The 25,073-nt window shown below is 66.5% G+C and carries 26 protein-coding genes and 1 pseudogene; 17 read left to right on the top strand and 10 right to left on the bottom strand.

The genetic code is table 11. The features are described from left to right. Positions 1-13 precede the first annotated feature (13 nt). The 5 genes from galK to KBX17_RS00715 are packed head-to-tail and all read right to left on the bottom strand — an operon-like array spanning position 14 to position 5,175. A complete protein-coding gene (gene galK / locus KBX17_RS00695; protein ID WP_256018076.1) occupies positions 14-1,216 on the bottom strand; it encodes a galactokinase in 1,203 nt (400 codons plus the stop codon). Continuing rightward, entirely contained in the window at positions 1,216-2,286 is a 1,071-nt protein-coding gene (galT, locus tag KBX17_RS00700) for a galactose-1-phosphate uridylyltransferase (protein ID WP_256002402.1), read from the bottom strand. The genes galK and galT overlap by 1 nt, the downstream gene beginning before the upstream one ends. A 10-nt stretch (positions 2,287-2,296) precedes the next feature. Beyond that, a complete protein-coding gene (locus KBX17_RS00705; protein WP_255994377.1) occupies positions 2,297-2,578 on the bottom strand; it encodes a hypothetical protein in 282 nt (93 codons plus the stop codon). Positions 2,579-2,586: 8 nt separating this feature from the next. Beyond that, complete coding sequence (locus KBX17_RS00710; protein ID WP_256002192.1) at positions 2,587-4,230, bottom strand: sodium:solute symporter family protein; 1,644 nt, start codon at positions 4,228-4,230, stop codon at positions 2,587-2,589. A 15-nt stretch (positions 4,231-4,245) separates the two neighbouring features. Further along, on the bottom strand, positions 4,246-5,175 hold the full coding sequence (locus tag KBX17_RS00715; protein WP_256018077.1) for a hypothetical protein: 930 nt from the start codon (positions 5,173-5,175) through the stop codon (positions 4,246-4,248). Between the two features lie 206 nt (positions 5,176-5,381). Here KBX17_RS00715 and KBX17_RS00720 point away from each other — a divergent pair, with 206 nt between their 5' ends. From KBX17_RS00720 to KBX17_RS00755, 8 genes are read left to right on the top strand one after another with little or no spacing between them, the layout of a single operon-like run. Continuing rightward, positions 5,382-6,446, top strand: coding sequence for an HNH endonuclease signature motif containing protein (locus tag KBX17_RS00720; RefSeq protein ID WP_256018078.1), 1,065 nt, complete (start codon positions 5,382-5,384; stop codon positions 6,444-6,446). A gap of 29 nt (positions 6,447-6,475) precedes the next feature. Beyond that, entirely contained in the window at positions 6,476-7,801 is a 1,326-nt protein-coding gene (gene hemL / locus KBX17_RS00725) for a glutamate-1-semialdehyde 2,1-aminomutase (RefSeq protein ID WP_256018079.1), read from the top strand. 19 nt (positions 7,802-7,820) lie between these two features. After that, complete coding sequence (locus KBX17_RS00730; RefSeq protein ID WP_256018080.1) at positions 7,821-8,438, top strand: histidine phosphatase family protein; 618 nt, start codon at positions 7,821-7,823, stop codon at positions 8,436-8,438. Further along, positions 8,439-9,014, top strand: coding sequence for a TlpA disulfide reductase family protein (locus KBX17_RS00735; RefSeq protein ID WP_256018081.1), 576 nt, complete (start codon positions 8,439-8,441; stop codon positions 9,012-9,014). Then, positions 9,015-9,797, top strand: coding sequence for a cytochrome c biogenesis CcdA family protein (locus KBX17_RS00740; protein ID WP_256018082.1), 783 nt, complete (start codon positions 9,015-9,017; stop codon positions 9,795-9,797). Next, positions 9,794-11,443 (top strand): cytochrome c biogenesis protein ResB, encoded by a 1,650-nt coding sequence (locus KBX17_RS00745; protein ID WP_256018084.1) that lies wholly within the window; start codon positions 9,794-9,796, stop codon positions 11,441-11,443. The genes KBX17_RS00740 and KBX17_RS00745 overlap by 4 nt, the downstream gene beginning before the upstream one ends. A gap of 50 nt (positions 11,444-11,493) precedes the next feature. Next, complete coding sequence (gene ccsB / locus KBX17_RS00750) at positions 11,494-12,525, top strand: c-type cytochrome biogenesis protein CcsB (RefSeq protein ID WP_256018086.1); 1,032 nt, start codon at positions 11,494-11,496, stop codon at positions 12,523-12,525. A gap of 58 nt (positions 12,526-12,583) precedes the next feature. Beyond that, the gene (locus KBX17_RS00755) at positions 12,584-12,838 is read left to right on the top strand and encodes a helix-turn-helix domain-containing protein (RefSeq protein ID WP_005286901.1); all 255 of its coding nucleotides are present in this window, start codon (positions 12,584-12,586) and stop codon (positions 12,836-12,838) included. On the opposite strand, the gene KBX17_RS00760 is transcribed toward KBX17_RS00755, so the two are convergent. Then, complete coding sequence (locus tag KBX17_RS00760; RefSeq protein WP_005286898.1) at positions 12,831-13,112, bottom strand: hypothetical protein; 282 nt, start codon at positions 13,110-13,112, stop codon at positions 12,831-12,833. The genes KBX17_RS00755 and KBX17_RS00760 overlap by 8 nt on opposite strands. Before the next feature lie 19 nt (positions 13,113-13,131). Between KBX17_RS00760 and KBX17_RS00765 the strand changes: the two genes are divergently transcribed. Further along, entirely contained in the window at positions 13,132-13,437 is a 306-nt protein-coding gene (locus KBX17_RS00765; protein WP_005286895.1) for a DUF4229 domain-containing protein, read from the top strand. Here KBX17_RS00765 and KBX17_RS00770 read toward each other — a convergent pair. Together KBX17_RS00770 and KBX17_RS00775 are read right to left on the bottom strand one after the other, a co-directional pair. Continuing rightward, complete coding sequence (locus tag KBX17_RS00770; protein WP_256018088.1) at positions 13,434-14,375, bottom strand: AEC family transporter; 942 nt, start codon at positions 14,373-14,375, stop codon at positions 13,434-13,436. The two genes, KBX17_RS00765 and KBX17_RS00770, sit on opposite strands and share 4 nt — an antisense overlap. Position 14,376: 1 nt before the next feature. Next, positions 14,377-15,321 (bottom strand): 1,4-dihydroxy-2-naphthoate polyprenyltransferase, encoded by a 945-nt coding sequence (locus KBX17_RS00775; RefSeq protein ID WP_370687574.1) that lies wholly within the window; start codon positions 15,319-15,321, stop codon positions 14,377-14,379. 47 nt (positions 15,322-15,368) lie between these two features. Between KBX17_RS00775 and KBX17_RS00780 the strand changes: the two genes are divergently transcribed. Then, positions 15,369-16,235: a glycosyltransferase gene (locus KBX17_RS00780; protein WP_256018089.1), complete on the top strand. Its 867-nt coding sequence runs from the start codon at positions 15,369-15,371 to the stop codon at positions 16,233-16,235. A 5-nt stretch (positions 16,236-16,240) separates the two neighbouring features. On the opposite strand, the gene menE is transcribed toward KBX17_RS00780, so the two are convergent. Continuing rightward, positions 16,241-17,317 (bottom strand): o-succinylbenzoate--CoA ligase, encoded by a 1,077-nt coding sequence (gene menE / locus KBX17_RS00785; RefSeq protein ID WP_305086140.1) that lies wholly within the window; start codon positions 17,315-17,317, stop codon positions 16,241-16,243. A 131-nt stretch (positions 17,318-17,448) separates the two neighbouring features. Between menE and KBX17_RS00790 the strand changes: the two genes are divergently transcribed. The 4 genes from KBX17_RS00790 to KBX17_RS00805 are packed head-to-tail and all read left to right on the top strand — an operon-like array spanning position 17,449 to position 21,389. Beyond that, positions 17,449-18,564, top strand: coding sequence for a sensor histidine kinase (locus KBX17_RS00790; RefSeq protein WP_256018091.1), 1,116 nt, complete (start codon positions 17,449-17,451; stop codon positions 18,562-18,564). A gap of 1 nt (position 18,565) precedes the next feature. Then, a complete protein-coding gene (locus KBX17_RS00795; protein WP_005286874.1) occupies positions 18,566-19,234 on the top strand; it encodes a response regulator transcription factor in 669 nt (222 codons plus the stop codon). A gap of 41 nt (positions 19,235-19,275) precedes the next feature. Further along, complete coding sequence (locus tag KBX17_RS00800) at positions 19,276-19,971, top strand: ATP-binding cassette domain-containing protein (protein WP_256002208.1); 696 nt, start codon at positions 19,276-19,278, stop codon at positions 19,969-19,971. Next, positions 19,968-21,389 carry a hypothetical protein gene (locus KBX17_RS00805; RefSeq protein WP_256002210.1) on the top strand — a complete coding sequence of 474 codons (1,422 nt, stop codon included), beginning with the start codon at positions 19,968-19,970 and terminating at the stop codon, positions 21,387-21,389. Before KBX17_RS00800 ends, KBX17_RS00805 begins: the two co-directional genes overlap by 4 nt. Here the strand turns inward: KBX17_RS00805 and KBX17_RS00810 are convergent. After that, positions 21,386-22,306, bottom strand: coding sequence for a 1,4-dihydroxy-2-naphthoyl-CoA synthase (locus KBX17_RS00810; RefSeq protein ID WP_256002211.1), 921 nt, complete (start codon positions 22,304-22,306; stop codon positions 21,386-21,388). The two genes, KBX17_RS00805 and KBX17_RS00810, sit on opposite strands and share 4 nt — an antisense overlap. Before the next feature lie 39 nt (positions 22,307-22,345). Here KBX17_RS00810 and KBX17_RS00815 point away from each other — a divergent pair. The 3 genes and pseudogenes from KBX17_RS00815 to KBX17_RS00825 all read left to right on the top strand — a co-directional run. Next, a pseudogene (locus KBX17_RS00815) lies at positions 22,346-23,539 on the top strand (nucleoside recognition domain-containing protein); the annotation flags it as partial. Between the two features lie 78 nt (positions 23,540-23,617). After that, positions 23,618-23,905, top strand: a complete 288-nt coding sequence (locus KBX17_RS00820) for a FeoC-like transcriptional regulator (protein ID WP_256018093.1) — start codon at positions 23,618-23,620, stop codon at positions 23,903-23,905. Positions 23,906-24,036: 131 nt separating this feature from the next. Then, positions 24,037-25,071: an o-succinylbenzoate synthase gene (locus tag KBX17_RS00825; protein ID WP_256018095.1), complete on the top strand. Its 1,035-nt coding sequence runs from the start codon at positions 24,037-24,039 to the stop codon at positions 25,069-25,071. Positions 25,072-25,073: the final 2 nt, after the last annotated feature.

The following is a 25,073-nucleotide window of genomic DNA, read 5'->3' on the forward strand; positions in this document are numbered from 1 at the left end:
AGCTACACCCGGCTTATACCCGGCGGGCTCCATCCTGTGCGCTTGTGGCGTAGATCGTAGGCACGGGGTAGCCGGCGGAACCGGTTGCGTCCTCGATGGCTGCGGCAACGGCGTCGGCCTCGTCGGCGCGGCACAGCGCGATGATGGAGCCGCCGAATCCGCCGCCGGTGATCCGCGCGCCGACAGCGCCTGCCTCCAGCGCCGCTTGCACGGCGGTTTCGAGCTCAACGGGCACGATTTCGTAGTCGTCGCGCAGGGAGGCGTGGCCGTCGTTCATCAGCGCGCCGAACTGTTCGATGTCGCCAGCCTTGAGCGCGTCGACGGCTGCGATGGTGCGGGCTGTCTCCGTGGCGACGTGGCGCACGCGGCGGTGCACGGTCTCCGGGTCATAATCCGACGTCTCGGCCCACGCCACAGCACGCGTGACGACGTCCCCTTCCCTGAACGTGCACCCCAACGCGTCGGCCACAGCGTCGATAAGCCCCCGGCGCGAACCGTAACCGCCTGTAGCATGCGAGTGTTCGACGTGGCTGTCGGCGACGAGCAACAGGTAATCGTCCCAGTTGCAGGGCACCTGCTCGTGCGTGCCGGCGAGGAAGTCCAGAGCGAGGGCGTGGCCGGCCCTACCGCGCACGACAGCATTCTGGTCCAGCCCGCCGGTGTTCGCGCCGACGTAGTGGTTCTCGGCGCGCATGGTGGCCGTGATGATGTCCTCGTCGGTGGCGTCGAGTCCGTGCAGGTCGCGGGCCGCCACAGCCACAGCGCACTCCAGTGCAGCTGAACTGGACAGCCCGGAGCCTAAAGGCACGTCGGACACAACGACGAGGTCGAGCCCGCCGGTCTGCGGGGCTCCGTGCACGCGCAGCGCGTCGACCGTGCCGGCGATGTACCCGCGCCAGTCGGGCAAGCAGCCGGGCGCCGAGTTCGCGGCGTCAAGGGCGTTGAGGTCGACGGAGGCATCGAGAATCTCGCCGGTGGGAGACTGGGAGACCATGCGTACCACAGCGTCCTCGCGCCGGCGGGCGCCGACGGCAGTGGCCATCGTCGTCGCGAACGGCAGGCACACACCATAGGCGTAGTCGACGTGGTCGCCGATGAGGTTCACGCGGCCAGGGGCGAGCCACACGCCGTCCGCTTCGCCGCCGAGGTGCGCGGCGAAGAACGCACGGGCGTCCCGGTCGAGTTCCTCAGGCGTGCGGGTCGTGGGGACAATCATCAGTAGACCTCCCGCAATGTCGCGGCGATGGTTTCGGGGGTGGTGTCGTTGATCCACACGCCCATGCCGGATTCGCTGCCGGCCAGGAACTTCATCCGGCCGGGCGAGCGCATCAGGGAGAACAACTGCAGGTGCAGCCGGCCGTCCTCCGGCGTATCCACGGGCGCCTGGTTCCACGCCGCAATGTACGGCGTGCGCTCGATGCCCTCGAAGAACTGATCCACCGCGTTGAAAAGGCGGTCGAGGACCGCAGCGAGGTCGTCGCGCTCTGCGTCGGTGAGCTCGACGAAGGACGGCACGTCGCGCCGGGGCATCACCATGACCTCCATCGGCCACTTCGCGGCCATCGGGGTGAACACGACGAAGTGCTCGGTCTCGGCGATGATGCGTTCGCCGGCATCCAGCTCAGCGGCCAGCACCTCGTCGAACAGGTTCCCACCTGCCTCGCGACGCTCGCGAGCATAGCGAGCAATCGCCGCCATGCGCGGCGGCACGAACGGGTAGGAGTAAATCTGCCCGTGCGGATGGTGCAACGTGACGCCGATTTCCTCGCCGCGGTTCTCAAAGGGGAACACGGCCTTCACGGGTTCTAAAGCGGAGAGTTCTTCGGTGCGGTGGGCCCAGACGTCGATAAGCGTGCGCTTGCGCTCGAGCGGCAGATCTTTGAAGGAACCGTCGGCGTCGGGCGTGAAGCACACGACCTCACACCGGCCGACCGCGGGGTGACCGTCGCGGCCCTCCATGCCCATGCTTAACGACGGAAACCTGTTCTCAAACACCACCACCTCATAATCCGACTCCGGAATTTCACTGGGTTTCTGGCCCGGGCGGGTCGGCGCGAGCGGGTCTTCGTTCGCGGGCGGGAGGAACGTGCGGTTCTGGCGGTGGGCGGCGTAGAGGGCCCACTCGCCGGTCAAGGGGTCTTTCCGCATCCACGAGTCGGTGTGCACCTCCGGCAGGCCGCGCTCGTCTACAGCTGTTCTCGGCGGAACCTCGGCGGTTCCGCTGCCGGGGGAGTCGTAGTAGATGAGCTCGCGGCCGTCGGAAAGCGTCGTGCGTGTGATGCGGATGTCGCTCAATTTAGTCAGCTGCCTCTAGCGTGTCGGGGTCGAATTCGATCGGGTTCAGGCGCGCCCAGATGAAGAAGACCGCAGCGGCCACGGCCAAGGCGATGCCAACCCACAGGTTATCGCTTGATTCCTTAGGCAGGCCGGTGTCGACGTTCATGCCCGGGTCGAGCGCGAAGGAGCAGATCACCAGGACGATCCCGTAGAAGCCAAGCAGCGCTCCGATGACGTTGCGGATGTCGAAGGTCGTGGCAGACGTTTTCTTAGGTGCAGTGTGAGGCGCTGTGGTGGACATTTTCCCTCCTACAGGAACAACAGGTTGAGGCCGATGACAAGGACAAGCGCGATCACGCCCAGCGGAACGGTGCGCTGGTACCAGGGGAGGGCGGCTTCGGAGGCGTCGACAAGCTGCTCCTTCGGCGTGACGGAGCGGACGAAGCCGACAAGCTCGTGATCCGGTTTCGGCGCGGTGAACAGCGAGACGACCACGCTGACCACGATGTCTACCGTGAACGCGAGTGCCGCGGCAACGAACGCGGTGCCCTGGCCGGGCAGCGAGACGACCGGGTCGCTACCGAGCGACAGCGCCCAGAAGCCGATGGCTGCGGCGGTACCGGCGACCAGGCCGGACCAGCCGGCGTGCGGGGTCATGCGCTTCCAGAACATACCCAGGATGAACGTGGCAAACAGCGGCGCGTTGAAGAAGCCGAACAGCGTCTGCAGGTAGTCCATGATGTTGCCGAAGTTCGCGGCCAGCAGCGCGGTGAACACGGCGATGACGGTCGCCCCGATGGTGGCCAGGCGGCCGACACGCAGGTAGTAGTCATCCTCGCGGTCCTTGATCACGTACGTCTGCCACAGGTCGTAGGAGAACACCGTGTTGAACGAGGAAATGTTCGCGGCCATACCCGCCATGAACGCGGCGAGCAGACCCGCAATGCCCACGCCGAGCAAACCGTTCGGCAGCAAGTCGCGCATGAGGTAGAGCACCGCCTCGTTCGGATCCGCTGTGCCCTCCATGATCGGGGAGACTAAGACGCTGGCGATCATGCCGGGCACGATCACGATGAACGGGACGAACATCTTCGGGAACGCGCCAATGATCGGCGTTTTCCGCGCGGATGCGAGGGAGTCTGACGCCATCGCGCGCTGCACCTCGACGAAGTTCGTGGTCCAGTAACCGAACGACAGCACGAAGCCCAAGCCGAACACGATGCCGATGACCGACCAGACCGGGTTGTCAAAGCCCGACAAGTCCTGGCCGGGCCATGCGGAGAAGTGGCTCGGGTCGCCGATTGCCTCTTTCAGGCCGCTCCAGCCGCCGACGTGGCGCAGGCCGATGATCGTCAGCGGCAGCAGCGCGGCGATGATGACGAAGAACTGCAGCACCTCGTTGTAGATCGCCGCCGACAGGCCGCCGAGCGTGATGTACGCCAGAACAATGAGCGCGGCAGCCACCAGTGTCGCCCACAGCGGCCAACCCAGCAGCGCCTCCACGACGGTGGCCAGCAGGAACAGGTTCACTCCCGCGATGAGCAGCTGCGCCACCGCGAAGGAGATCGCGTTGACTAGGTGCGCCGCCGGGCCGAAGCGCTTGAGCATGAACTCCGGCACGGAGCGCACTTTCGAGCCGTAGTAGAACGGCATCATCACGATGCCGAGGAAGATCATGGCCGGCACGGCGCCGATCCAGAAGTAGTGCATGGTTTGCACGCCGTATTCCACGCCGTTGGCGGACATGCCAATGATCTCCACCGCGCCGAGGTTCGCGGAGATGAACGCCAGGCCGGTGATCCACGCGGGCAGGCCGCGCCCGGAGAGGAAGAAGTCGATCGACGACGACACCCCGCGTTTCGCGGCCCACCCAATGCCCAGCACGAAGGCGAAGAACACCGCCACGAGCATGAAGTCGACCCAGGTGGCGTCGAGTCTGAGAGCTGTATCCATGAAGAGGCTTTCTGTTTAGATGGCCTGAACCTTCCAGCGCACACTGGTGCGGTCGCCGGGTTCGAGCACAATGAGGTCCTCGCCGGTCGCGAGGGCGTTTGGAGGAGCGGTCATCGGTTCAACCGCGAGGAATCGTTGCGGCGAGGTGAAAAGCTGGCACCATCGCATGCTTATCGACGCATCCAGCCCCACCCCCTTGCCAGCCCGATCCACCAGAACTGCCGTGTGGGTCCGGTACTCCGGGTCGAATCCGGGGTCGTCCAGCCACGCGCCAGCCATGTCGATCGGGTTGTCTGGCCACGGTTCACGCGGGCCGGCCGGGATGTTGCGCTCGTCGAGGGGCTGGCGCTGCGTCAGGCCGTGGTGCAGCGTGCACTCGTCGAGCGGTGCGCCCTGGGGGTCGAGGTAGGTGTGCACGCCGAGCGCGCACGGTGCCGCTTCTGCGCCGATGTTCTCGGCGGTCATTGTCGCCTCGATCCCAGCGCCCGCGCCGGCGCCGGTCGCCGCGTCTTGGCTGCCGACGAGCCGGTAGTGCACAGTCAACGCGATTTCCCACGGCCAGCCGGGTTCGGGGCCGAGCACAGTGCGCAGCGTCGCCTCAGTGCGGTCAGTGCGGTCAGTGCGGTCCGCCCCGTCGTTAGTGTCGGCGTCGATGTCGAAGATCCGCCCCCACGTGAACCCGTGCAGGGCGTGGCCCAACTCTGGTTCGGTGATGTCGAGGCGGTGATCTTCTCCGTCGAAACGGAACGTCGCGTTGTTCACGCGGTTCGGCCATGGGGCCAGGACGATGTTCGCAGCCCCAGGGGGACGCTTGGCGGGTTCGAAGGAGCGCAGGAGTGGGCGGCCGTCGACACGCAGATCGCGTACGGCGGCACCTGACGCAGTGATGACTGCCCGCACGTTGCCCTGCTCGAGGACTATTTCTGGGATCGCGTCAGCATCCATAGTCCAATTATCGTTCTCCTGCCCTCGTACCGAAAAATGCCACACCCAATCATGGGTGACCGCCCAATAGTTATGTGCTCTCAGGGCGAATCGTTTCCTGGGAATTGTGGATAAATCAGCGCGGTTGGTGACGTGTCAACGCGGTTATCCACAGGGTTTTCGCCTTGCCCTTTACTGCGCGTGCATGCGGCCATACGGTTCAAGCCATGAACGCATTCGGGGAAGCGGTTGGCGCGATGTCGCAGGGCATCGACTTTTTGGCGGGGTTTGACCGCGACGTCGCCCTCGACGCTGGCTTCCCGACGCATCAGGTGCGGGCGTGGGCTAAAGCCCGCGAGGTGTATTTCGGCAAGACGCGCTGGTCGAGGAAGCAGGCGGTGGCCGTCGATAAGGCGCGCGGGGTGCCGCTTGCCCAGCTCCTGCTCATCGAGGACCGCATTCGGCATATCGGCGACGAAGGTGAGCGTTGGCGTCTGCGCCACGAACTGCTCACCCTGCGGGGCAACTACGACGCGGTCAAGCGCAAGGCCGCCGCGATCGTGCCGCCGAAGGAGAAGAAGCCGCCGAAACCGGGGATCCGGTTTGGCGCGTCGGTCGACGGTGTCCGTTCAGTGAGCATCACCGCGCCTGAGCGCGAGCTCGCTGACCTGGAGAAAGCTGTCTCGGTCGGGCTTGACCCGGAGCGGCCGGAGTCGCCGCAGAAGCTGGAGAAGTTCTTGGACCTTTTGCGTGATGGCGGCCCCCGCGTCCCCCGTTCCGTACCCCGCCCCATCGTCATGGTGCCCGTGGACGAAGCCGTTAAGATTCTCGGCGGCGAAGGCGATGACACTGTCCTCGGCCTGACCGACGGCACCACCATGACCGCCTCGGAGCTGGTGGCTGAGCACTTCGGCGACCAGCTGGAGGTCGCCGTTTTCCACCCGCAGGAGGGCGCGGTGAACCTGCTGCGCGGCCAGCGGTTCGCCAACGCGAAGCAGCGAACACTGGTCAGCATGGTCCAGCCGATCTGCGCGGTCCCGGGCTGCCGCCACGCCGCCGACATGTGCGAGATGCACCACATCACTCCGTGGAAGCACGGTGGCCAGACCAACCTGGCCAACCTCGCGCCGCTGTGCCGCTACCACAACCGCACCAACGACGACGATGACCAGGCCCGCCGCGGGCGGATCGAGAACATCCGGGGTGCGCCTACGTGGGTGTCGCCGCGCGGTTACCCAATGCCGAACAACCGGCACCCGTACGGGGCGATGAGGTCGCTCTTCGGAACCTAGCCAATGCAGCAGTCCCTAGACTGGGGGACATGACTGCATCAACCGATCGTTCTGAATCCCGTTCCGCCGCGCTTTTCCAGCGCGCGAAAGCCGTCACGCCAGGCGGGGTGAACTCGCCCGTGCGCGCATTCGGGTCCGTGGGAGGTCAACCGCGCTTCATCGCGAGCGCGAGCGGCTCGCAGCTTATCGACGCCGACGGCAGCCCCTACACCGACCTCATCTGCTCGTGGGGTCCCATGATCCATGGGCACTCCCACCCGCGGATCGTCGAAGCGGTGGAGAAAGCCCTCAATAACGGGCTGTCCTTCGGCGCGCCCACCGAGGCCGAGGTGCGCCTGGCGGAGCTGATCGTCGAGCGCACGAGCGTGGAAAAGGTCCGCATGGTCAACTCCGGCACGGAGGCGACAATGAGCGCGGTGCGTCTCGCGCGCGGGTTCACCGGCCGGTCGAAGATCCTCAAGTTCGAGGGCTGCTACCACGGCCACGTCGATGCGCTCTTGGCTGCTGCCGGATCCGGCGTGGCCACCTACGGTCTGCCCGACACCCCCGGCGTGACGGGCGCCCAGGCTGGCGACACCATCGTCGTCCCGTACAACGACATCGAGGCCGTCCGCGAGGCGTTCGCCGCGCACCCCGGTGAGATCGCCGCGATCATTACCGAGGCCGCCGCGGGCAACATGGGCACCGTCGCCCCTGCGACGTCCTCCACTGGAGTCGGGTTCAACCAAGCACTCAAAGACATCGCGCATGCCGACGGCGCACTACTCATCATCGACGAGGTGATGACGGGCTTCCGCACCTCCTACAGCGGCTGGTACGGCATCGACGGTGTGGCTGGCGACCTGACCACGTTCGGCAAGGTCGTCTCCGGCGGGTTGCCGGCGGCGGCGTTCGGCGGCCGTGCCGACATCATGGACTACCTCGCGCCGGGCGGGCCGGTGTACCAAGCGGGTACGTTGTCGGGGAATCCGGTGGCGATGGCGGCGGGGGAGGCGTCGTTAAGCATCGCGGAAGAGGCGATCTACCCGCAGCTGAACGCCAACGCCGACCGCCTGGCCGCGCTGCTTAGCGACGCCCTGGCCAGCGCAGGTGTCGCGCACCACATCCAGCGTGCCGAGTCGATGCTCTCCATCCGCTTCGCCGAGGGTGCAGGCCACAACTTCGCCGACATGAAGGCCGCCGACACCTTCCGCTACGCCCCGTTCTTCCACGCGCTTCTGGCCGCCGGCGTCTACGCCCCGCCCAGCGCCTTCGAAACCTGGTTTGTGTCGACCGCCCTGACCGATGCAGACTTTGAGAAGATCGAGACTGCATTGCCTGCCGCTGCCCGCGCGGCAGCAAGCGCGACTGAGTAGGACACAGTAGGAGGCAGCCATGGCAGGGGCCAACGAAACCGTCGTGCATCTCGTGCGCCACGGTGAGGTGCACAACCCGAAAAAGCTCCTCTACGGCCGCCTGCCTGGTTTCCACTTGAGCTCGCGCGGGCAGTCGATGGCTGCGCGGACCGCCGTCAGCTTCAAAGGCCACGACGTCACCTACCTCGCCGCCTCGCCGCTCGAGCGGGCGCAGGAGACCGCCGCGCCGATCTCTGATGTCCTCAGAATGGGGATCCACACCGACGACGACCTGATCGAATCCGACAACGTCTTCGAGGGCTTGCGCACCAAAGGGCTGCGCTCCCAGCTGGTGCACCCTGTCCGCTGGCGCCACATGACCAACCCGTTTGAGCCGAGCTGGGGTGAGCCGTACGACGAGATTCTGCAGCGGATGGAACGGGCCGTCGATAAGGCGCGCCGGCATGCGCAGGGCCATGAGGCGGTGCTCGTGTCGCACCAGCTGCCGATCGTCATGATTCAGCGCTCCATCCAGGGCAAACGGCTGCCGCACAACCCCACGAAGCGCCAGTGCGAGCTGGCCAGCGTGACGTCGCTTATGTTCGACGGCGACCGGCTCGTCTCCTGGTCTTACGACGAACCCGCGAGGGGGATCTAGGTGCGCCGTTTCGCCGCAGTCGTCATCGCTGCCGCCGTCGCGCTCACCGCATGCGCAGACACGGGTTCCGGCGATACGTTCGCGTTCCACTCGCCAGGCGGCCAGGTCGAAATACTTTACGACGAAGCCGACCGCGCCCCCTTGCCCACCTTCTCCGGCGAATCCCTTATGGAGCCGGGCGAGCAGATCTCTCTGGACGACTTCAAAGGGCAGATCGTCGTGCTGAACGCCTGGGGCCAATGGTGTGCGCCGTGCCGCGCGGAAGTCGACGACCTGCAGGAAGTCCAAGACGCCCTGACCGAATCTGGCCAGGGCACCGTCCTGGGCATCAACGTGCGCGACCACCAGCCGGAAATCGCCCGCGACTTCGTCACCGATAACGGCGTGACATACCCGTCCATTTATGACCCGCCGTTCCGCACCGCCGCGGCGCTCGGCGGCATCCCGACGTCAGTGATCCCCACCACCGTGATCCTGGACAAGCAGCACCGCCCTGCTGCAGTGTTCCTCCGGGAGGTCACAGCTGACGACATTCTGGAGGTCACCGACCGGCTCGCCACGGAAGGGGCCGGCTAGATGGGGGAGACCTTCGCGGATCTCGTCGCGTCCGGCCCGCTGCTGCTCGGGCTTTTCGCGGCGGCGGCGGCCGGGCTGGTGTCGTTCGCGTCGCCGTGCGTGATCCCGCTGGTGCCGGGCTACATGTCGTACCTGACGGGCATCGTCGGCGGGGAACTGGACTTCCGCGACGGCGAAGTGGCGGTGGGCAAGCGCCGCAAGTGGGCGGTGGTCGTTGCGGCGGGGTTGTTCATCCTCGGTTTCACGGTCGTGTTCTTGCTGGCCACGGTGACGGTGTTCGGAGCGATCAGCCTGATCGCACTGAACGCGGACACGCTCATGCGCATCGGCGGGGTGGTCACGATCGCGATGGGCCTCGTCTTCATGGGTGCCGTGCCGGCCCTGCAGCGCGACACCCGCATGCAGCCGAAACAGTGGGCGACGTGGCTGGGTGCGCCGCTGCTTGGCGGGGTGTTCGCGCTCGGCTGGACGCCGTGCTTGGGGCCGACGCTCGCAGCCGTGATCTCGGTGTCCGTCGGCACGGAGGGGTTCACAGCGGTGCGGGGCATTCTCCTCGTCGTCGCGTACTGCCTTGGTTTGGGCGTCCCGTTCTTGCTCGTGGCGCTCGGTTCGGCGCAGGCGGTGGAGGCGGTCGGTTTCTTGCGCCGCCACTCGCGTACCATCCAGATCATTGGCGGGGCCGCGATGGTGCTGGTGGGCATCCTGCTGCTCACCGGCGCGTGGAACGTTTTCATCAGCTGGACCCGCCAGTTCGTCGACGGCTTCGGCACCACTTTGCTATGACTTTTCTGAAACGTATTTGGCACTGGCTCACGAGTATGCGCACCGCACTGGCGTTGCTGTGCCTGCTTGCGCTCGTCGCGGTGCCGGGCGCGCTTCTGCCACAGCGCGAAGTCAGCCAGTCGCAGGTCGACGAGTACATTGCGGCTAACCCGACGATGGGTCGCATCTACGACCGCCTTTCGCTTTTCGACGTTTTCTCCTCCCCAATCTTCGCCGCCCTGCTGACCCTGCTGATCATTTCGTTGATCGGCTGCATCATTCCGCGCTCAATTGATCATTACCGGGCGTATAAGGCGAAGCCGACGCGTGCGCCGAAGTTTCTGCACCGGATGCCGTTGCACCGCGAAGCGGATGTGGACGCGCCGCCCGAGGAGGTGGAGGCCCGTGCGCGTGAAGCACTCGGCCGGTGGCGCGTGGCGGTGTATACGCCGGAGGAGGACCGCGCGGGGGCGCAGTCGTTGTCGGCGGAGCGGGGTTATGCCCGTGAGCTGGCGAACTTGATTTTCCACGTCGCCATCGTCGCTGTGATCGCGGTGTTCGCGTTGGGGCGCATGGTGTTTTATGAGGGCCAGGTCATCGTGGTGACCAATTCGGAGTCCGAGTTCGCGGTGCCAGTCAAGCAGTCGCGCGAGTTCTGCAATACTTCGCCTGCGAACTTTGATACTTTCCGCGCCGGCCCGCTTTTCGACGGCACCGGCCTCACCCCCTTTTGCTTCATCTCCCACAATTTCACCGCTGACTACTTGCCCAACGGTCAGGCGGAGTCGTTCGCGTCGGACGTCTCCTACGTGGAAGGCGAGGAAATCACAGCCGGCGGCGACGGCGATTGGGAGGACTACACCCTGCGTGTGAACCACCCGTTGCGCATCGGCGGCGACCGCGTCTACCTGCAGGGCCACGGTTTTGCCCCGCAGATCACGGTGACGTGGCCGAACGGGGAGACCCGCACCCAGATGATTCAGTACCGCCCGTCGGACCTGACGTTCTTCCTGTCCAACGGTGTGATGCGGTTCGACCCGCCCGCCGGGATGTACCCGGACCTTTCCGACCGCCGCGACAACCAGCTCGCCATCGAGGGCGTCTTCGCCCCGACTGCCGAGTGGACGGGCCCGAACGGCGACATGCTCCAGTCCGCTTTCCCGGCGATGAATGACCCGGCGGTCTCCCTCGACGTCTATGTCGGCGATGCCGGCCTGGACACTGGCCGGCCGCAGAACCTGTTCTCGCTCGACCAGGACCTCATCGCTAACGGTCAGTTGCAGCGCGTCGAGCGCATCCAGCTCGCCGCCGGCGAGGAGCAGAAGATCACGGCGAACGGCCAAGAGCTCACAGTGCGTTTCGACGGCGCCGCCGAGTACGCCAACTACCAAATCTCCCGCGACCCCACGCAGGTGTGGGCACTGGTCGCCACATCGCTGCTGCTGGCCAGCCTGATCGGTTCGTTGACCATCAAGCGCCGCCGCATCTGGGTGCGTCTCACCCCGAATGCGAACGGCACCACCCACGTTGACATGGCCGGCCTGGCACGCACCGACCGCGCCGGCTGGGGTAACGAGTTCTATGAGGTGGTGGATGAGGTGACGGCGCAAAGGGGCGTCGACAAGCATGCGGACGATGCACTCGACGACCGTGAAGAGTGGCACTGACCACCCCCGATCACCTTTGAGGAAAACCCCGTGTGGAGTACGGTTGATCTATGCTGCCCGTCAACACCACACTCGCCGGTATTTCGGACCTGACCCTGCGCACCGCCTTCGCGGTGTACATCGTTTCCCTGGTTCTCGCGTGCATCCACTACATGCGCGCGCAGACTGTGATTGACATGCGCCGCGACAAACTCGCCCAGGTCGAGGAAACGGCGAACGAGTTGGTCGCAGTCGGTGACGGCGGTTCCACCACGGTCACGCCCCGCTCCTCCGAGCTTGAGGACACCCCATTCGACCAGTCCGCCTTCGACACCGCCCGCGACCGTGCGCGTTCGATGGCGGGCATGGCGCAGTACCTGACGTGCGTCGGTATCATCTTCCACCTTGTGGCTGTGGTGACGCGTGGGCTCTCGGTGAGCCGTTTCCCGCTGGGCAACATGTATGAATACGTGCTCACTTTCACCGCGGTGTCCATGGTGGTCGCTGCTGTGATCATCCAGCGCAAGGGTTGGCACACGATGTGGCCGTGGGTGCTCACCCCGATCATCATCTTGCTGTTCCTCGACGCCACGGTGCTCTACGCTGAGGCTGCGCCGCTCGTTCCAGCCCTGCGCAGTTTCTGGTACCCGTTCCACGTTTCCGTGGTGTCCATCGGCGCGTCCATTGGCCTGATCTCCGGCATCTTCTCGATGCTCTACCTGCTGCGCATCCGCCACCCGCGCGGGGAGGAGAGCGGCTTTTTCGGCGCGATCGCGAAGCCGCTGCCGAGCGCGAAGAAGCTGGACTCCTACGCCTACCGCACGGCGATCATCACGCTGCCGGTCTTCGGCATCGGCATCATGCTCGGCGCGATCTGGGGTGAGGTCGCATGGGGCCGCTTCTGGGGTTGGGACCCGAAGGAAACCGTCGCATTGATCACCTGGATTCTCTACGCCGCGTACCTCCACGCCCGCGCAACCGCCGGCTGGAAGAGCGTCAAGGCCGCCTGGATCAATGTGGCCGCGTTCGCGACAAGTGTGTTCAACCTGTTCTTCATCAACATGGTGGTTTCGGGGCTCCACTCCTACGCCGGGTTGAACTAGGGTAGATTGTGTTAACAATTTTGTTAGCACTCTACTGACCCCGCGAAGGAGCCCCCCGGTGCCCGCACCCCGCAACAAGCAAGGCAAGCCTGCCAGCGACATTCCGGTCCTGCTCGAGTTAGGTGCGGCGTTGGCGCAGCGCCGCCGTGATGCAGGGCGTCTGCAGCAGGAGGTCGCTACGGCGGCGGGGGTGTCGCGGTCGACGCTGCACACCATTGAGCACGGCGGTGCGGGTGTGCGGTGGGAGAAGGTTGTTGCGGTGGCTCAGGCGTTGGGTCTGTCGCTTGATTGGACGGAGCAGGCGGCTACGTAGGGTCGCTGGGGTCGTCGTCACGCGTTTGGCGTTTTTTGCGGCGTTCCTCTTCTTCGCGGGCTTTGCGCTCCGCTTCCTCGCGTGCGCGCCGCTCTTTGAAGCGGTTCTTCTCGATGTTCCACAGGAACTCCTCGTCATCGTCCGGCCCCTTGATCGCGGGCGGCTGCTGTTTTTGGCGCAGCGGGCCGTAGCGGTCGTTGCTGCCGGGGCCGAACGCGCGCCACAGCAGCCACAGGGCCAGGATGACCAACACGATTAACAGGAGGCGTCCCATACCTCTAACATAGCTGGTTGTGACACAGCAGCCAGCTCTCGACCCCAACGCACGCAAGCGCGCAAACCGCGCCGCCCTGATCTACGGCGGGTTGCGGCTTGCGCTTTTCGTGGTTCTCACGGTGGTCATCCAGGCGCTGGCGTTGCTTATCGACGCCCCCGTCCCCCTCGTCATGTCCGCCCTCCTGGCGCTTATCGTCGCGTTCCCGTTGTCGATGCTGGTTTTCCCGCGCCAACGTGTCGAGGCCACAGAGGCGATGGCGGCCTGGAACGAGCAGCGTCGGGCCCGCAAGCAGTGGGTGAATGAGGAGCTCGCCGACCGCTAGGAAACGGCGCCGAAGATCAGAGCGATCACGGCCATGGCGGGCAGCGACGCGAAGGTCGTGATGAGCACCGTGTCGCGTGCCACTGTCTCCCCGGCACGGTAGTTGGCGGTGTAGTTGTAGACGTTCTGGGCTGTGGGGAGGGAAGACAGGATGATGGCGGCGTAGAGGGCGTCGCTGTGAAGCCCCATGAGTGCGCCGACACCCCACGCGATGGCCGGCATGACCGCCAGTTTGAGTGCGGATGCCGTGATGGTGGCCGGCTTGTCCGGGCCGGGCTCGAGGACGGAGCTGCCCTTCAGCGAGGCGCCGAAACTCATCAGGATCATTGGGATGGATGCACCGCCGAGGATCTCCAGCGGCGCCATCACCGGGTCGGGAACCGTCCAGCCGCTGGCAGACACGATCAGGCCGAGCAGCGGCGCGACCACCACCGGGGCCGTGATGCCGGCTGTGACGGCGCTACCGACGGCTCGTGCGCGGGAGCCCCCGGCAGTCGGGTCGGCGGCGAGGCCGGCGATGACGATGGGGGAGATGATCACCATCTGCATGAGCAGCACCGGCAGGACGTAGGCGGCGTCGCCAATGACGTAGATGGCGATCGGCAGGCCAATGTTGACCGAGTTGAAGTAGCTCGCGCTCGCCGCGCCGGACATGCGCGTGGCCACGTCCGCCCGGAAGAATGCTCGGGAGATGACCCAGAAGATCGCCATGGTGACCACCGTGGCGATGAACACGACCACCACGACAGTGGAGAGGAAGGTGGATGTGTCGGAGGTGGCAACCGTGGTGAACAGCAGCGACGGCGACGCCACCCAGTAGGCGACCCGGTTGAACATGAGCCGCTGGTCGCCGTCGCCGATGACGCCGCGTTGGGCCAGCACGTAGCCCGCCCCGATGACGACGAAGATGATGGCGAAGCCGGTGAGAACGTCGAGCACACTACATCCCTGGCGCGGGCAGGTGGCGGCTGTAGCCGAAGTCGCCGTAGGGAATGGTCTCGCCCAGGTGCCACATCGGGGAGGCGGCGATGAGCGCGCCGGCGGTGATGAGCGCCCAGATGAGCATTGCGCGGCCGTTCGCGCCGAGCACGGGGATGAGCTGGGGGCCCTGCGCGCCGCGCTTGACGACGAGCACCGCCCCGATCGCCCACGGCAACGCCGCCAACGCCAGCAGCGTCGGCGGCCAGGCCGCGCCGAGCAGCAGGGTGATGGCGAAGGGGGTGAGGGTGAGGATGGTGAAGAGGGTGCGGGCGTGGGCGTCGCCAAGCTTGACGGCGAGGGTGATCTTGCCGGCCTCTGTGTCGGAGGGGATGTCGCGGATGTTGTTGGCCAGGTTGATCGCCGCGGAGATGGCACCGACGGCAACGGCGCAGCCGAGGCCGACCCAGGTGACATAGCCGATCTGGGTGTACTGGGTGCCCAGGACGGCGACGAGGCCGAAGAAGACGAAGACGGCGACCTCGCCAAGCCCGCGGTAGCCGTAGGGGTTTTCACCGCCGGTGTAGAACCACGCCGCGAGGATGCACAGCGCACCGACGAGGATTAGCCACGGCGCCGTCCACGCCGCCAGAATCAGCCCGGCGACACCGGCAACGCCGAAGGCGATGAACGCGGCGAGCTTCACCTGCTCCGGCCGTGCGCGCCCTGAGGCGGTCAGGCGGGTGGGGCCGGTGCGGTCGTCGTCAGTGCCGCGGATGCCGTCGGAGTAGTCGTTGGCGTAGTTGACCCCGACGATCAGCCCCATCGACACGATCAGGGCGAGCAGGGCGGCCGGCAGTGACGGGATGAATTCGTACGCCGCGGCGCCCGTTCCGACGACGACCGGAGCGACCGCGTTGAACCAGGTGTGCGGGCGCGCCGCGTCCCACCAATCCTTGAAGCTCATGAGCTTCATCATAGGTCGGTGGCGAAGCTCGGCTAAAGTATCGCTTCATGTGGATCGACTACGCCGTCCGCCAGGTGCTGCACACCGCGGGGACGCTCGCCCGCCAGCCCGGCCTGCGCTTGGCCACGCATGCGGCGCACTTGTCGTTCCCGCAGGAGGGTGACACTGTTATTTCTTTGACCACCTACGGCCGACGCTTGTCGACGGCGGTGTACTGCATCTCCTCCCTCCTCACCGGCACCCACCGCCTGCCCGTGTACCTCTGGCTCGACGAGGAGGACTATTACCGCCCTTGGCCGAAGGCGCTGGCCCGGTTGAAGGAGCGTGGCCTGCAGGTGCGGTGTTCTGACGGCCATTACGGCCCGCACACGAAGTACTACGGCGCGTTCCAGGAGTTCCAGGGTACGGGCACGCGGGTAATCACGGTGGATGATGACATGATGTATCCGCGGTGGTTCGTCGATAAGCTGTTGAACTCGGCGGATGCGAGCCCGGGCTGCATTGTGGCGTACCGCGCGCACACGATCGCGCTGGACGCGGACGGCATGGCCCCGTACAAGGAGTGGAGCGCGACGTACACGACGGAACCGTCCGCGCGGCACTTCGCCACGGGGGTCTCAGGCGTGCTGTATCCAGCGTCGATGGTGGACTATGTCGCTTCCCACGGCACGGAATTCACGGACAAGGCCCCACTCGCCGACGATGTCTGGCTCAACAACCTGGCCCTTCGCTCCGGCCACCTCGTCCGGCAGGTCTACCCGCACCCGCGCGAGTTCTCCATGATCCCGTTCTCGCAGAAGGGCGCGCTGGTGCGCCGCAACCACTGGCGCGGCGGCAACGACGTGCAAATCGCCGACACTTATACCCGCGAAGACGTGGAGCAGCTGCTCGCCGCTGCGCCGGTCGAGTCCTAGTGCGGCTAGCTGAACAGTTCGCGCACGGCAGTACGGTCCGGCTTGCCGGGTCCCGTCGTGGGCAGGGTGCGCACGTGGCGCACATCTTTGGGCACCTGCCAGCGGGGCAGGTCGTCGAAAGCCTCCATGAGATCGGCGACCTCCGCTGAGCCGGCGTAGGCGGCGCAGACGCGGTTGCCGAACCGCACATCCGGGACCCCCACCACGCACGCGGCGGTCACACCGTCGATGCCCAACATGAACGACTCGACCACTTCGGGGTGCAGCTTCAACCCGCCCGTGTCGATGATGGTGTCCAGGCGCCCGGTGACGGTCAGGCGGCCGTCGATAAGCTCGCCGGCGTCGGAGGTGGCAAACCAGCCCGGCTCTGCGAACGCTGCATGATCGGGCGCGTTGCGGTAGCCGTGGGCGATGGTGGGGCCGCCGAGGTGGATGCGGCCGTCGATAAGCGTGATCTGCGTGCCGGGGAGCGGACGGCCGTCGTAGACGCAGCCGCCGGACGTCTCTGATGACCCGTACGTGGTGACCACGCGAATGCGCAGCTTGCCCGCAGCCTCAAGAATTTTCGGGTGAATGGCGCCACCGCCGACGAGCACAGCGCTGTAGAGGCGCAGCGCCTCGATACCCGCGAGTGTGCTCATCGCCTTGTCCAGCTGCATCGGCGTCATCGCGGTGTACATGCGCTCGCCGGTGTCCGCGAGATCGTGGGTGCGCGCGGCGAATTCGCTGATGTGGAAGCCGCTCGAGAGGTCGACGAACTCCGGCTCCACGCCCGCGACCATACTGCGGACCAGGACCTGCAGCCCCGCGATGTGGTGGGGCGGCATGGCCAAGAGCCACTGGCCGGGCCCGCCGAGCGCCTGGTGCGTCGCATCCGCGCTGGAGACGAGGTTTGCCGCCGTGAGCTGCGCGCCCTTTGGCACACCGGTCGAACCGGACGTGGCCACAACGACCGCGATCTCGTCCGCGATCGACTGGCCCGCGCGCATCGTCGTGCGCAGCTGGTCCGCTCGCCGCGGGTCGTCCTTGGGGACGGGCAGCACCGCGCACTGGCCGCTGATCGCGGCTTCCAGGTCGGGCATGATCGCCAGCGGGTCGGCGAGGTCAACAGGCAGCAGTTCGAGGATGTGGGGCACGCTGGCAAGCTTACGGGGGTCAGTCTCCTCCCACGGGAGGAGGTCGCAGCGCGGGCGGAGCGGATACGCTGAGCAGGATGCGTGTGAAAAACGGTGATCTCGTGGTGGCGGCGCTGGCGGCCGTGCTGGCGATCATGCACACGGGAGTGCTGTTCTCCGATTGGGTTGGCGCTGCCGATTGGGCGCAGGCGGTGTTGTCGTGGGGGTTCGTCGGCGCGCTCGCTGTGTGGCGTTCCCACCCGCGGTGGTCTGCCGCGCTCATGGTGGGGCTCAACGCCGCGTGGTCTGTGCTGTGGATCCTCGCACCGGTCAACATCGGTTACACGCTGTGGGTCGTGCTGGTCCCGCTGGGTGTGTTCACGGCGCGGCGGTGGTGTTCAACACTGTTCAGCCGCGGGGTGTTGGCGGCCGCGTTGGTGTGGTCGTTCGTCTCGCCGTTCATGTGGACGTGGGGGGACGACCTTATCCTGCACTACCGCACGCCGGTGGACGCGGTGATCTCGTTGGCGCTGCATTGGGCGGCAATAGCTGTGGCGTTCTTGTTCGCGAAGAACCTCGTGGCGGAGCAGGTGGCCAGGGCGAATGAGGCGCGGATGCGCGAGCAGCTGCTTGTCACCGCCCGCGATGAGGAGCGGCGCGAGACCGCCCGCGAGATTCACGACGTGCTGGGCCACACCCTCACCCTCATCAAGGTGCAGGCGAACGCGGGGTTGGCCGGCGGAAACGAGCGCGAGGCGCTGCAGACAATCCAGGCGGTGGCCGGCGACGCGCTGGCCGACATCCGTGGACTCGTGCGGGATTTGCGAGAGGAGAACGCGGGGCTGCAGCCCGCGCCGGGGCTGCGCGATATCCCGGAGCTGGTCGAGCGCTTCCGCGACGCGGGGCTCAACGTGACGCTCGATCTCAGCGAGGTCTCGGTGCCGGCGGTGACGGGGTTGGCAGCGCACCGGATTGTTGCGGAGTCGGTCACCAACGCGGCGAAGCACCAGGTGGATCCCATTGTTCGCGTGACGGTGGAGCCGGCCGAGGGCGGTGTGGCGGTCGCGGTCGTCTCCACGGGCCGCCGCGCGCCGCAGCCGGGCGCGGGTGCCGGGATTGAGGGGATGCGTGAGCGTGCGCGCGCCACCGGCGGGACCCTCGACGTCACGTACGACGCGGACACGGTCACAGTCAACGCGCTTTTGGGGGTTTGACATGCGCCTTCTGCTTGCCGACGATCAACCCCTCCTCCTCTCCGCCCTCGCCACCATCCTGAATTCCCAGCCGGACATCGACGTGGTCTGCACTGCCACGAATGGGCAAGAAGCGGTGGACGCGGTGGACAGGGTGCAACAGGCTGGCGCGGGTGGGATCGATATCGCGGTGCTGGACATTCGCATGCCGGTCATGGACGGCATTACCGCGGCGAAGAAAATCATGCCGCTCGGACCGAAAGTGATCATGCTGACCACGTTCAACGACGACGAGCTCGTCCAAGCCGCCATCACCGCCGGCGTGCACGGCTTTCTGCTCAAGGATGCTGACCCGGACGTGCTTGCCGATGCCGTTCGCGCCGTCGACAGGGGTGAATCCGTGTTGGCGAGTGGGGTGACGGGGGCGGTGCTGGAGTGGGTGCGTGGGGGCGTCGATAAGCGGAATGCGTTGAGCGACTACGAGCGGCAGGCGCTGTCCATGCTCACCGCGCGCGAGGTGGAAGTGCTCGCCGAGATCGCCGCCGGGGCGACGAACGCGGAGATCTCGCAGCGGCTGTTCATCGCGCCGACGACCGTGAAAACGCACGTCAAAAACCTGCTGGTCAAGCTGGGTGCGCGGGACCGCGTCGCGCTCGTGCTGTTGGCGCACCGCGCCGGAATTTCCTCCTGAGGGAGGATCACACGCGCCGGGCCGCGCGCCACAATGACCGCATGACTCACCTCGGATGTAGCGATGTTTCCGTGTCGTTCGGCGCACAGCGCGTCCTGGACGGCGTGACCCTGACCACCCAGCCCGGGCGCGTGCACGCGCTGCTCGGACCCAACGGTGCCGGTAAATCCACCCTCATGTCCGTCATGCTCGGGCTGATCGCGCCCGATGCGGGCGCCGTCACGCTCATGGGGCAGCCGTTCGACCGGACGCTGCTGCGCAACGTCGGCGCGTCGATCAATGACCCTGCCTTCTACGGTCACCTGAGCGCGCGCAATAACCTCCGCGTGCACACGACGCTGCTCGGTCTGCCAGACTCGGAAGCGGACCGGGTGCTCGAGCTTGTCGGTCTTGCGGGGGCGGGGAAGAAGCGTGCCTCGACGTTCTCCACCGGCATGAAAGGCCGCCTCGCGCTTGCCCAGGCACTGCTCGGCGAACCGCCGGTGCTCGTGCTTGACGAGCCGCAAAACGGCCTCGACCCCGAAGGCATCGCCCACCTACGCACCTACCTGCGCGACTACGCGCGTTCCGGGCGGACAGTGCTGGTCAGCTCCCACCAGCTCGGCGAAGTCCTCCACCTTGCCGACGACGCCACCGTCATCGCCGGAGGCACCGTTCGCTTCGCTGGCGAACTGCGCGAGCTGGGCCCGAACCTGGAGGAGTCCTTCTTCCACCTGACCCGCGGAGTCGCGCAATGACAACGGCGAGGTACTTTCGCGCCGAGGCGATCCGGTCGCGCGGGTCGGTCCTGTGGTGGCTCGCCCTGTCGGGCCTGCTGCTCGGGGGCGTGCTGACGCTGTTCGGGTTTGCCGGCGCTATTCAGGCCGCAACAGACCTGTTGAGCTGGCAGGCGTTATTGGTCACGGGGATGGCCGCACCGCTGGCCGCATTGTTTGCCGGCACAGCGGAGAACCGCGAGCGCGACGCTCGCAATGGCGGCACCGCGTGGCGGCCTGTCTCACCTCTGGCGACCCGCGCAGCGCGCCTGGCGTTCGTGTGGGCTGCCCTCGGCGTGTTCTTCCTGCTGGACTTCGGTGTCACGGCTGCGGTCGCTTCTCTGCTCGGTCTTGACCGGGCGGGCGTGGTGCTGCTCGTCGGGTTCTTCGTGTGGATCGGTGCGCTCGGCCCGGCGGGGCTGGCAGCGGGGTTGACGCGGCGCGTCGGCCTGCTGCCCACGCTCGTTGTAGCGGTGGTGTGGCAGATCGGGCTCGGCTACTTCGTCGAGCGCGACTGGTGGTGGCTCAATCCGGGCGCGTGGCCGCTACGCCTTGTCTTGCCGACGATGGGGCTGCAGTTCAACGCGCTTCCTCTCGAACCGGACTCGCCGATGCACGGCGAGGCACCGTGGGCGGCGCTCGCTCTGTGCCTACTGCTCGCGGCGGTGGGGGCTGTGTGCGCAGTTCTCATTCCTGTCCGCCGCGCACGGCCCCGGAAGAAGACGGTGCACGCAGTCAGCACTCCGATCGAGGCTGCGGGACCTGCCGTCGCGCGCCCGGCGAAGCCCGGCTCGGCTCTCATCGGCGTTCACCGGGCGGCGGCGACGCCAGCCGTCTACGCATGCCTCGCGCTCACGGGGCTGGTGATGCTTGCCGCGGTGCGCTACTCCCCGGATGTCCGCCAGGGAGTGTTCACGTTCCTCATCCTCCCGGTCGGCACGGGCGTGCTGCCTGCGCTGGTCTGGCCGCGGCTGCATCCTGCGTGGGCGCTCATGCAGATCGAGCATCCGCGCGTGCGAAGCGCGCTGTGCACCTGGTGCGTGGCGGTCGTCGCGCTGGTTGCGCTTCTTGCGGTGCTCACCGGCACGCCAGCCGGCGGCGGTGTGCTCGCGCTTCTCGTCGGCACGGCGATGGTGCTGTTCGCCCTGTTCGTCACGGCCCGGTTCGGGGTGGCGTGGACGCTCGCACTGACGATCGTATGGACCATCTTCGGTGTCACCATCGGCGGGGACGTGCTTGCCGAGACGCCACTGTGGATCCTTGCCCCGCAGGCATGGCCGTACACCGCGACGACGCCGGTGCGGTATGCCGCCGCGGCGGTTCTCGGCGTAGCGCTCGCGGCGGGCAGCTGGGTCGCGGCCCGGTGGCAGCTCACCGGCAACCGCTCGGCGCGGCGCTAGTAGTAGAAGGGGAAGTCTTCCCAGTTCGGTGGGCGCTTTTGTAGGAAGGAGTCGCGGCCTTCCACGGCTTCGTCGGTCATGTAGGCCAGGCGGGTGGCTTCGCCGGCGAAGACCTGTTGGCCCATGAGGCCGTCGTCAAGCAAATTGAATGCGAACTTGAGCATCCGCTGTGCTTGGGGCGACTTGCCGTTGATTTCGCGGGCGACCTGGATGGCGTCGTCTTCGAGCGAACCGTGTGGCGACACGATGTTGACTGCGCCCATGCGGTGCATGTCCTCAGCGGAGTACTCCCTGCCGAGGAAGAAGATCTCGCGCGCGAATTTCTGCCCGACCTGTTTTGCCAGGTAGGCGGAGCCGTATCCGCCGTCGAAGGAGCCCACGTCGGCATCGGTCTGTTTGAAGCGGGCTTCCTCGCGCGAGGCGATGGTCATGTCGCACACAACGTGCAGCGAGTGCCCGCCGCCGGCTGCCCAGCCGCCCACCACCGCGATGACCACTTTCGGCATCGTGCGGATGAGGCGCTGGACCTCGAGAATGTGCAACCGCCCGCCCTCGGCCTTGACGCGCGCGGTGTCCACCTGGTTGTCGTCGTCGCCGTACTGGTAGCCGCTGCGGCCGCGGATGCGCTGGTCGCCGCCGGAGCAGAACGCCCAGCCGCCGTCCTTCGGCGACGGCCCGTTACCGGTGAGCAACACCACTCCTACGGACGGGTCGCGGCGCGCGTGGTCGAGTGCGCGGTACAGCTCGTCGACAGTGTGCGGACGGAACGCATTGCGTACCTCGGGGCGGTTGAACGCGATGCGGACGATGCCGTTCTCGCGGCCTTCGCCCACGTGGCGGTGGTAGGTGATGTCGGTGAACTCCCCGACGCTGCGCCACTGCGACGGGTCGAAGGGCTGGTCTGTGGTGTAGGTCATGGCGCCATCGTAGAGCTTGGAGTTAGTTTTAGGCGGTTCGCTGTCTTCCAAATCACCACGACGGTGGCGGCGCCGCTGCAAAGCCTGCTCGAGGACTTCGTGCTGGGCCCGTGCTCCGATTGGGCGCGCGCCGGGCTTGCCGCGGTCGGGCTTGGGTACCCGTTCGTGGAGGGCTTGCTTGTCGACGGCATCATTAACGGCGTCGGCATGGTCCTGACCTTCGTGCCTTTGATGGCGTTGATGTTCCTCTGCTTGGCGGTGCTGGAGGACTCCGGCTACATGGCCCGGGCAGCGGTCGTGGCCGACCGGCTCATGCGGGCAATCGGGTTGCCGGGCAAAGCGTTCATCCCGCTCATCGTGGGTTTTGGCTGCAATGTGCCAGCGATCTCGGCCACGCGCGTTTTGGCCACCCCGGAACAGCGCAGGTTGACCGTGCTACTGGTGCCGCTCACCTCCTGCTCGGCACGTCTGACGGTCTACGTGATGCTGGCGCAGACCTTCTTCCCGGACAACGCCGGATTGGTCGTCTTCGCCATGTACGTCATCTCGATCGCGCTGGTGGTGCTCTCCGGACTGCTGCTGCGCACGACGTTGTGGCGCACGATGGGGTCCGACCCGCTGGTCATCGATCTGCCCGTCTACCAATGGCCCACAGCGCGCTTGAGCTTCTCGGTGATGTGGAGCCGCCTGAAAGGCTTCCTGCAGACCGCGGGCGGGATCATCGTGGCCACGGTCGTGGTGATCTGGTTCCTCCTGTCTACCCCCGCTGCGCCGGGGCACAGCTGGGGCGATGAAGACTTGGCACCGCAGGACTCCCTCTACGGTGTCGTCGCTGACTCGATGGCGCCGGTGTTCGAGCCTGCCGGTTTCGACTCGTGGTCGCTCACCGGCCCGCTGGTCACCGGCTTCCTGGCCAAAGAGGCTCTCATCGCCACGTGGGCTCAGACCTACGACCTTGAGGACGTCACCGACGCCGCCCCCGAAGAACAGGGCACATCCCCGCTCGCCCAGGCCGTGCGCGCGGACTTCGAGGAGACCTCCGGCGGCAACACCCTGGCTGCCGTGTGGGCCTACATGATCTTCCTGCTCGCCTACACCCCGTGCGTGGCCACGTTGGCCGCGCAACGTCGCGAGATCGGATGGAAGTGGACCGCGATCGGCCTCGTCGGCCAGTTAGCACTCGCCTGGCTGCTCGCCGTGGCCACCTTCCAGGGCCTGAGCTTGGTGCTCTAGATAGAGGCGATGATGGGAATCTTTAGGAGAGCAAACCAGCCACAAGCGCCCGCGGCACCCGCGGGCAGCCAGCGCCCGATGGGAGCAGTTGTCACTGCGATCCGTGGGGGAGCGCGGTCCCGCGCGGAGATCCGCACCAAGACCGGCCTGAGCCCCAGCACTGTCGACGCAGTCGTGCACCACTTGCAACGCGTCGGCCGGCTCACGCTGAAGGAGATCGGGTCGTCGTGCGTGGGCGGCGCATGCTCGTCGTGCGTGGCGGCGGCCCCGAACGGTGGTTGCGCATCAGCGAACCGCACTGACCGTCCGAGCGGACCCGTCGCGCTCGTGCTGACCAAACGGCCCGCGGATCCCGGGTACAGTTAGCCATGAATATGGGCCATAGCAGGAAGGTGCTGCCATGACTGAGAACGGTCAGGATGAGCGGTATCAGTTGGGGTTCGTTGACTACGAAGTCCCCGACAGTTTCTTCGAACCACTGCCGGAAGACGAAATCGGTGCTTGGGAATAGTTTTCTGCCGGATCCTGACGACATTCTCGATCGCGCCCACGTCGTCTCCCTGCCGATGGCGGTGCGGTTCCGCGGCATCACCACGCGCGAAGCCCTGCTTATCGACGGCCCCGCAGGCTGGGGCGAGTTCTCCCCCTTCCTCGAGTACAGCGACGAGGAAGCGGCGGCCTGGCTGCGCGCCGGGCTCGAAGCCGCCTACGAGGGATACCAGGGTTTGGGTGGCCCTAGCGAAGTGGAGGTCAACGGCACCATTCCCGCGGTGACACCCGACGAGGTGCCTGACGTCCTCGCCCGCTTCGAAGGCGTGCGCACGTTCAAAATCAAAGTCGCTGAGCCTGGGCAGGCGCTCGCGGACGATGTCGCGCGTCTTCGAGCCGTCCACGAGCTGCGCCCCGATGCCGTGCTGCGTGTCGACGCCAACGGCGCCTGGACCGTGCAGGAAGCGATCGCCGCCGCGCGGGCTTTCGAAGAGATCCTCCCGCCTGGGAAAAGCGCGTCGGATGGCTCGACCGGAACCGCGCGCGGCGGGTATTTGGAATACATCGAGCAGCCGTGCCGCACCGCGGAGGAGCTCGCAGAAGTCCGCCGCAAAGTGAGCACGCCGATTGCGGCGGATGAGTCGATTCGGAAGGTGGCGGACCCGTACCGCGTGGTCAAGCTGGCGGCAGCGGATACGGCGGTGTGCAAGGTCGCACCACTCGGCGGGGTGCGCAACCTCACGCGGATCGCCCGCGACCTAGACCTGCGGATCACGGTGGCCTCTGCCCTGGACACTGCGGTGGGGATTCACGCCGGGCTCGTTGCCGCGGCGGCGGTGGGCTCGCAGGCGGCGGGGCTGGCCACGCAACGGCTGTTCATTGAGGATGTCGCTGACCCATTCCCCATCGTGGAGGGGCGCATCAGTATCAATCCGACAGAGTTGTTCGCGCCGGATGCGGATAGGGTGGCGGGTTTGCGGGCGTCGTCGATAAGAAAAGACTGGTGGTTTTATCGTCTGAGGCGCTGTATGGCATATGTTTGATT

The sequence above is a fragment of the Corynebacterium sp. CCUG 65737 genome (assembly GCF_024454115.1).
In the GTDB taxonomy this organism is placed as follows: Bacteria; Actinomycetota; Actinomycetes; order Mycobacteriales; family Mycobacteriaceae; genus Corynebacterium; species Corynebacterium genitalium.

What these genes read in the sequence shown, in the direction of transcription:
- ccsB (WP_256018086.1), top strand. Translation starts at nt 11,494, where the DNA reads ATGCTGCCCGTCAACACCACACTCGCCGGTATTTCGGACCTGACCCTG.
- KBX17_RS00720 (WP_256018078.1), top strand. Translation starts at nt 5,382, where the DNA reads ATGAACGCATTCGGGGAAGCGGTTGGCGCGATGTCGCAGGGCATCGAC.
- KBX17_RS00780 (WP_256018089.1), top strand. Translation starts at nt 15,369, where the DNA reads ATGTGGATCGACTACGCCGTCCGCCAGGTGCTGCACACCGCGGGGACG.
- KBX17_RS00740 (WP_256018082.1), top strand. Translation starts at nt 9,015, where the DNA reads ATGGGGGAGACCTTCGCGGATCTCGTCGCGTCCGGCCCGCTGCTGCTC.
- KBX17_RS00730 (WP_256018080.1), top strand. Translation starts at nt 7,821, where the DNA reads ATGGCAGGGGCCAACGAAACCGTCGTGCATCTCGTGCGCCACGGTGAG.
- KBX17_RS00790 (WP_256018091.1), top strand. Translation starts at nt 17,449, where the DNA reads ATGCGTGTGAAAAACGGTGATCTCGTGGTGGCGGCGCTGGCGGCCGTG.
- galK (WP_256018076.1), bottom strand. Translation starts at nt 1,216, where the DNA reads ATGATTGTCCCCACGACCCGCACGCCTGAGGAACTCGACCGGGACGCC.
- KBX17_RS00710 (WP_256002192.1), bottom strand. Translation starts at nt 4,230, where the DNA reads ATGGATACAGCTCTCAGACTCGACGCCACCTGGGTCGACTTCATGCTC.
- KBX17_RS00760 (WP_005286898.1), bottom strand. Translation starts at nt 13,112, where the DNA reads ATGGGACGCCTCCTGTTAATCGTGTTGGTCATCCTGGCCCTGTGGCTG.
- KBX17_RS00800 (WP_256002208.1), top strand. Translation starts at nt 19,276, where the DNA reads ATGACTCACCTCGGATGTAGCGATGTTTCCGTGTCGTTCGGCGCACAG.
- KBX17_RS00795 (WP_005286874.1), top strand. Translation starts at nt 18,566, where the DNA reads ATGCGCCTTCTGCTTGCCGACGATCAACCCCTCCTCCTCTCCGCCCTC.
- KBX17_RS00810 (WP_256002211.1), bottom strand. Translation starts at nt 22,306, where the DNA reads ATGACCTACACCACAGACCAGCCCTTCGACCCGTCGCAGTGGCGCAGC.
- KBX17_RS00705 (WP_255994377.1), bottom strand. Translation starts at nt 2,578, where the DNA reads ATGTCCACCACAGCGCCTCACACTGCACCTAAGAAAACGTCTGCCACG.
- KBX17_RS00775 (WP_370687574.1), bottom strand. Translation starts at nt 15,321, where the DNA reads ATGAGCTTCAAGGATTGGTGGGACGCGGCGCGCCCGCACACCTGGTTC.
- hemL (WP_256018079.1), top strand. Translation starts at nt 6,476, where the DNA reads ATGACTGCATCAACCGATCGTTCTGAATCCCGTTCCGCCGCGCTTTTC.
- menE (WP_305086140.1), bottom strand. Translation starts at nt 17,317, where the DNA reads ATGCCCGACCTGGAAGCCGCGATCAGCGGCCAGTGCGCGGTGCTGCCC.
- KBX17_RS00805 (WP_256002210.1), top strand. Translation starts at nt 19,968, where the DNA reads ATGACAACGGCGAGGTACTTTCGCGCCGAGGCGATCCGGTCGCGCGGG.
- KBX17_RS00820 (WP_256018093.1), top strand. Translation starts at nt 23,618, where the DNA reads ATGGGAGCAGTTGTCACTGCGATCCGTGGGGGAGCGCGGTCCCGCGCG.
- KBX17_RS00715 (WP_256018077.1), bottom strand. Translation starts at nt 5,175, where the DNA reads ATGGATGCTGACGCGATCCCAGAAATAGTCCTCGAGCAGGGCAACGTG.
- KBX17_RS00745 (WP_256018084.1), top strand. Translation starts at nt 9,794, where the DNA reads ATGACTTTTCTGAAACGTATTTGGCACTGGCTCACGAGTATGCGCACC.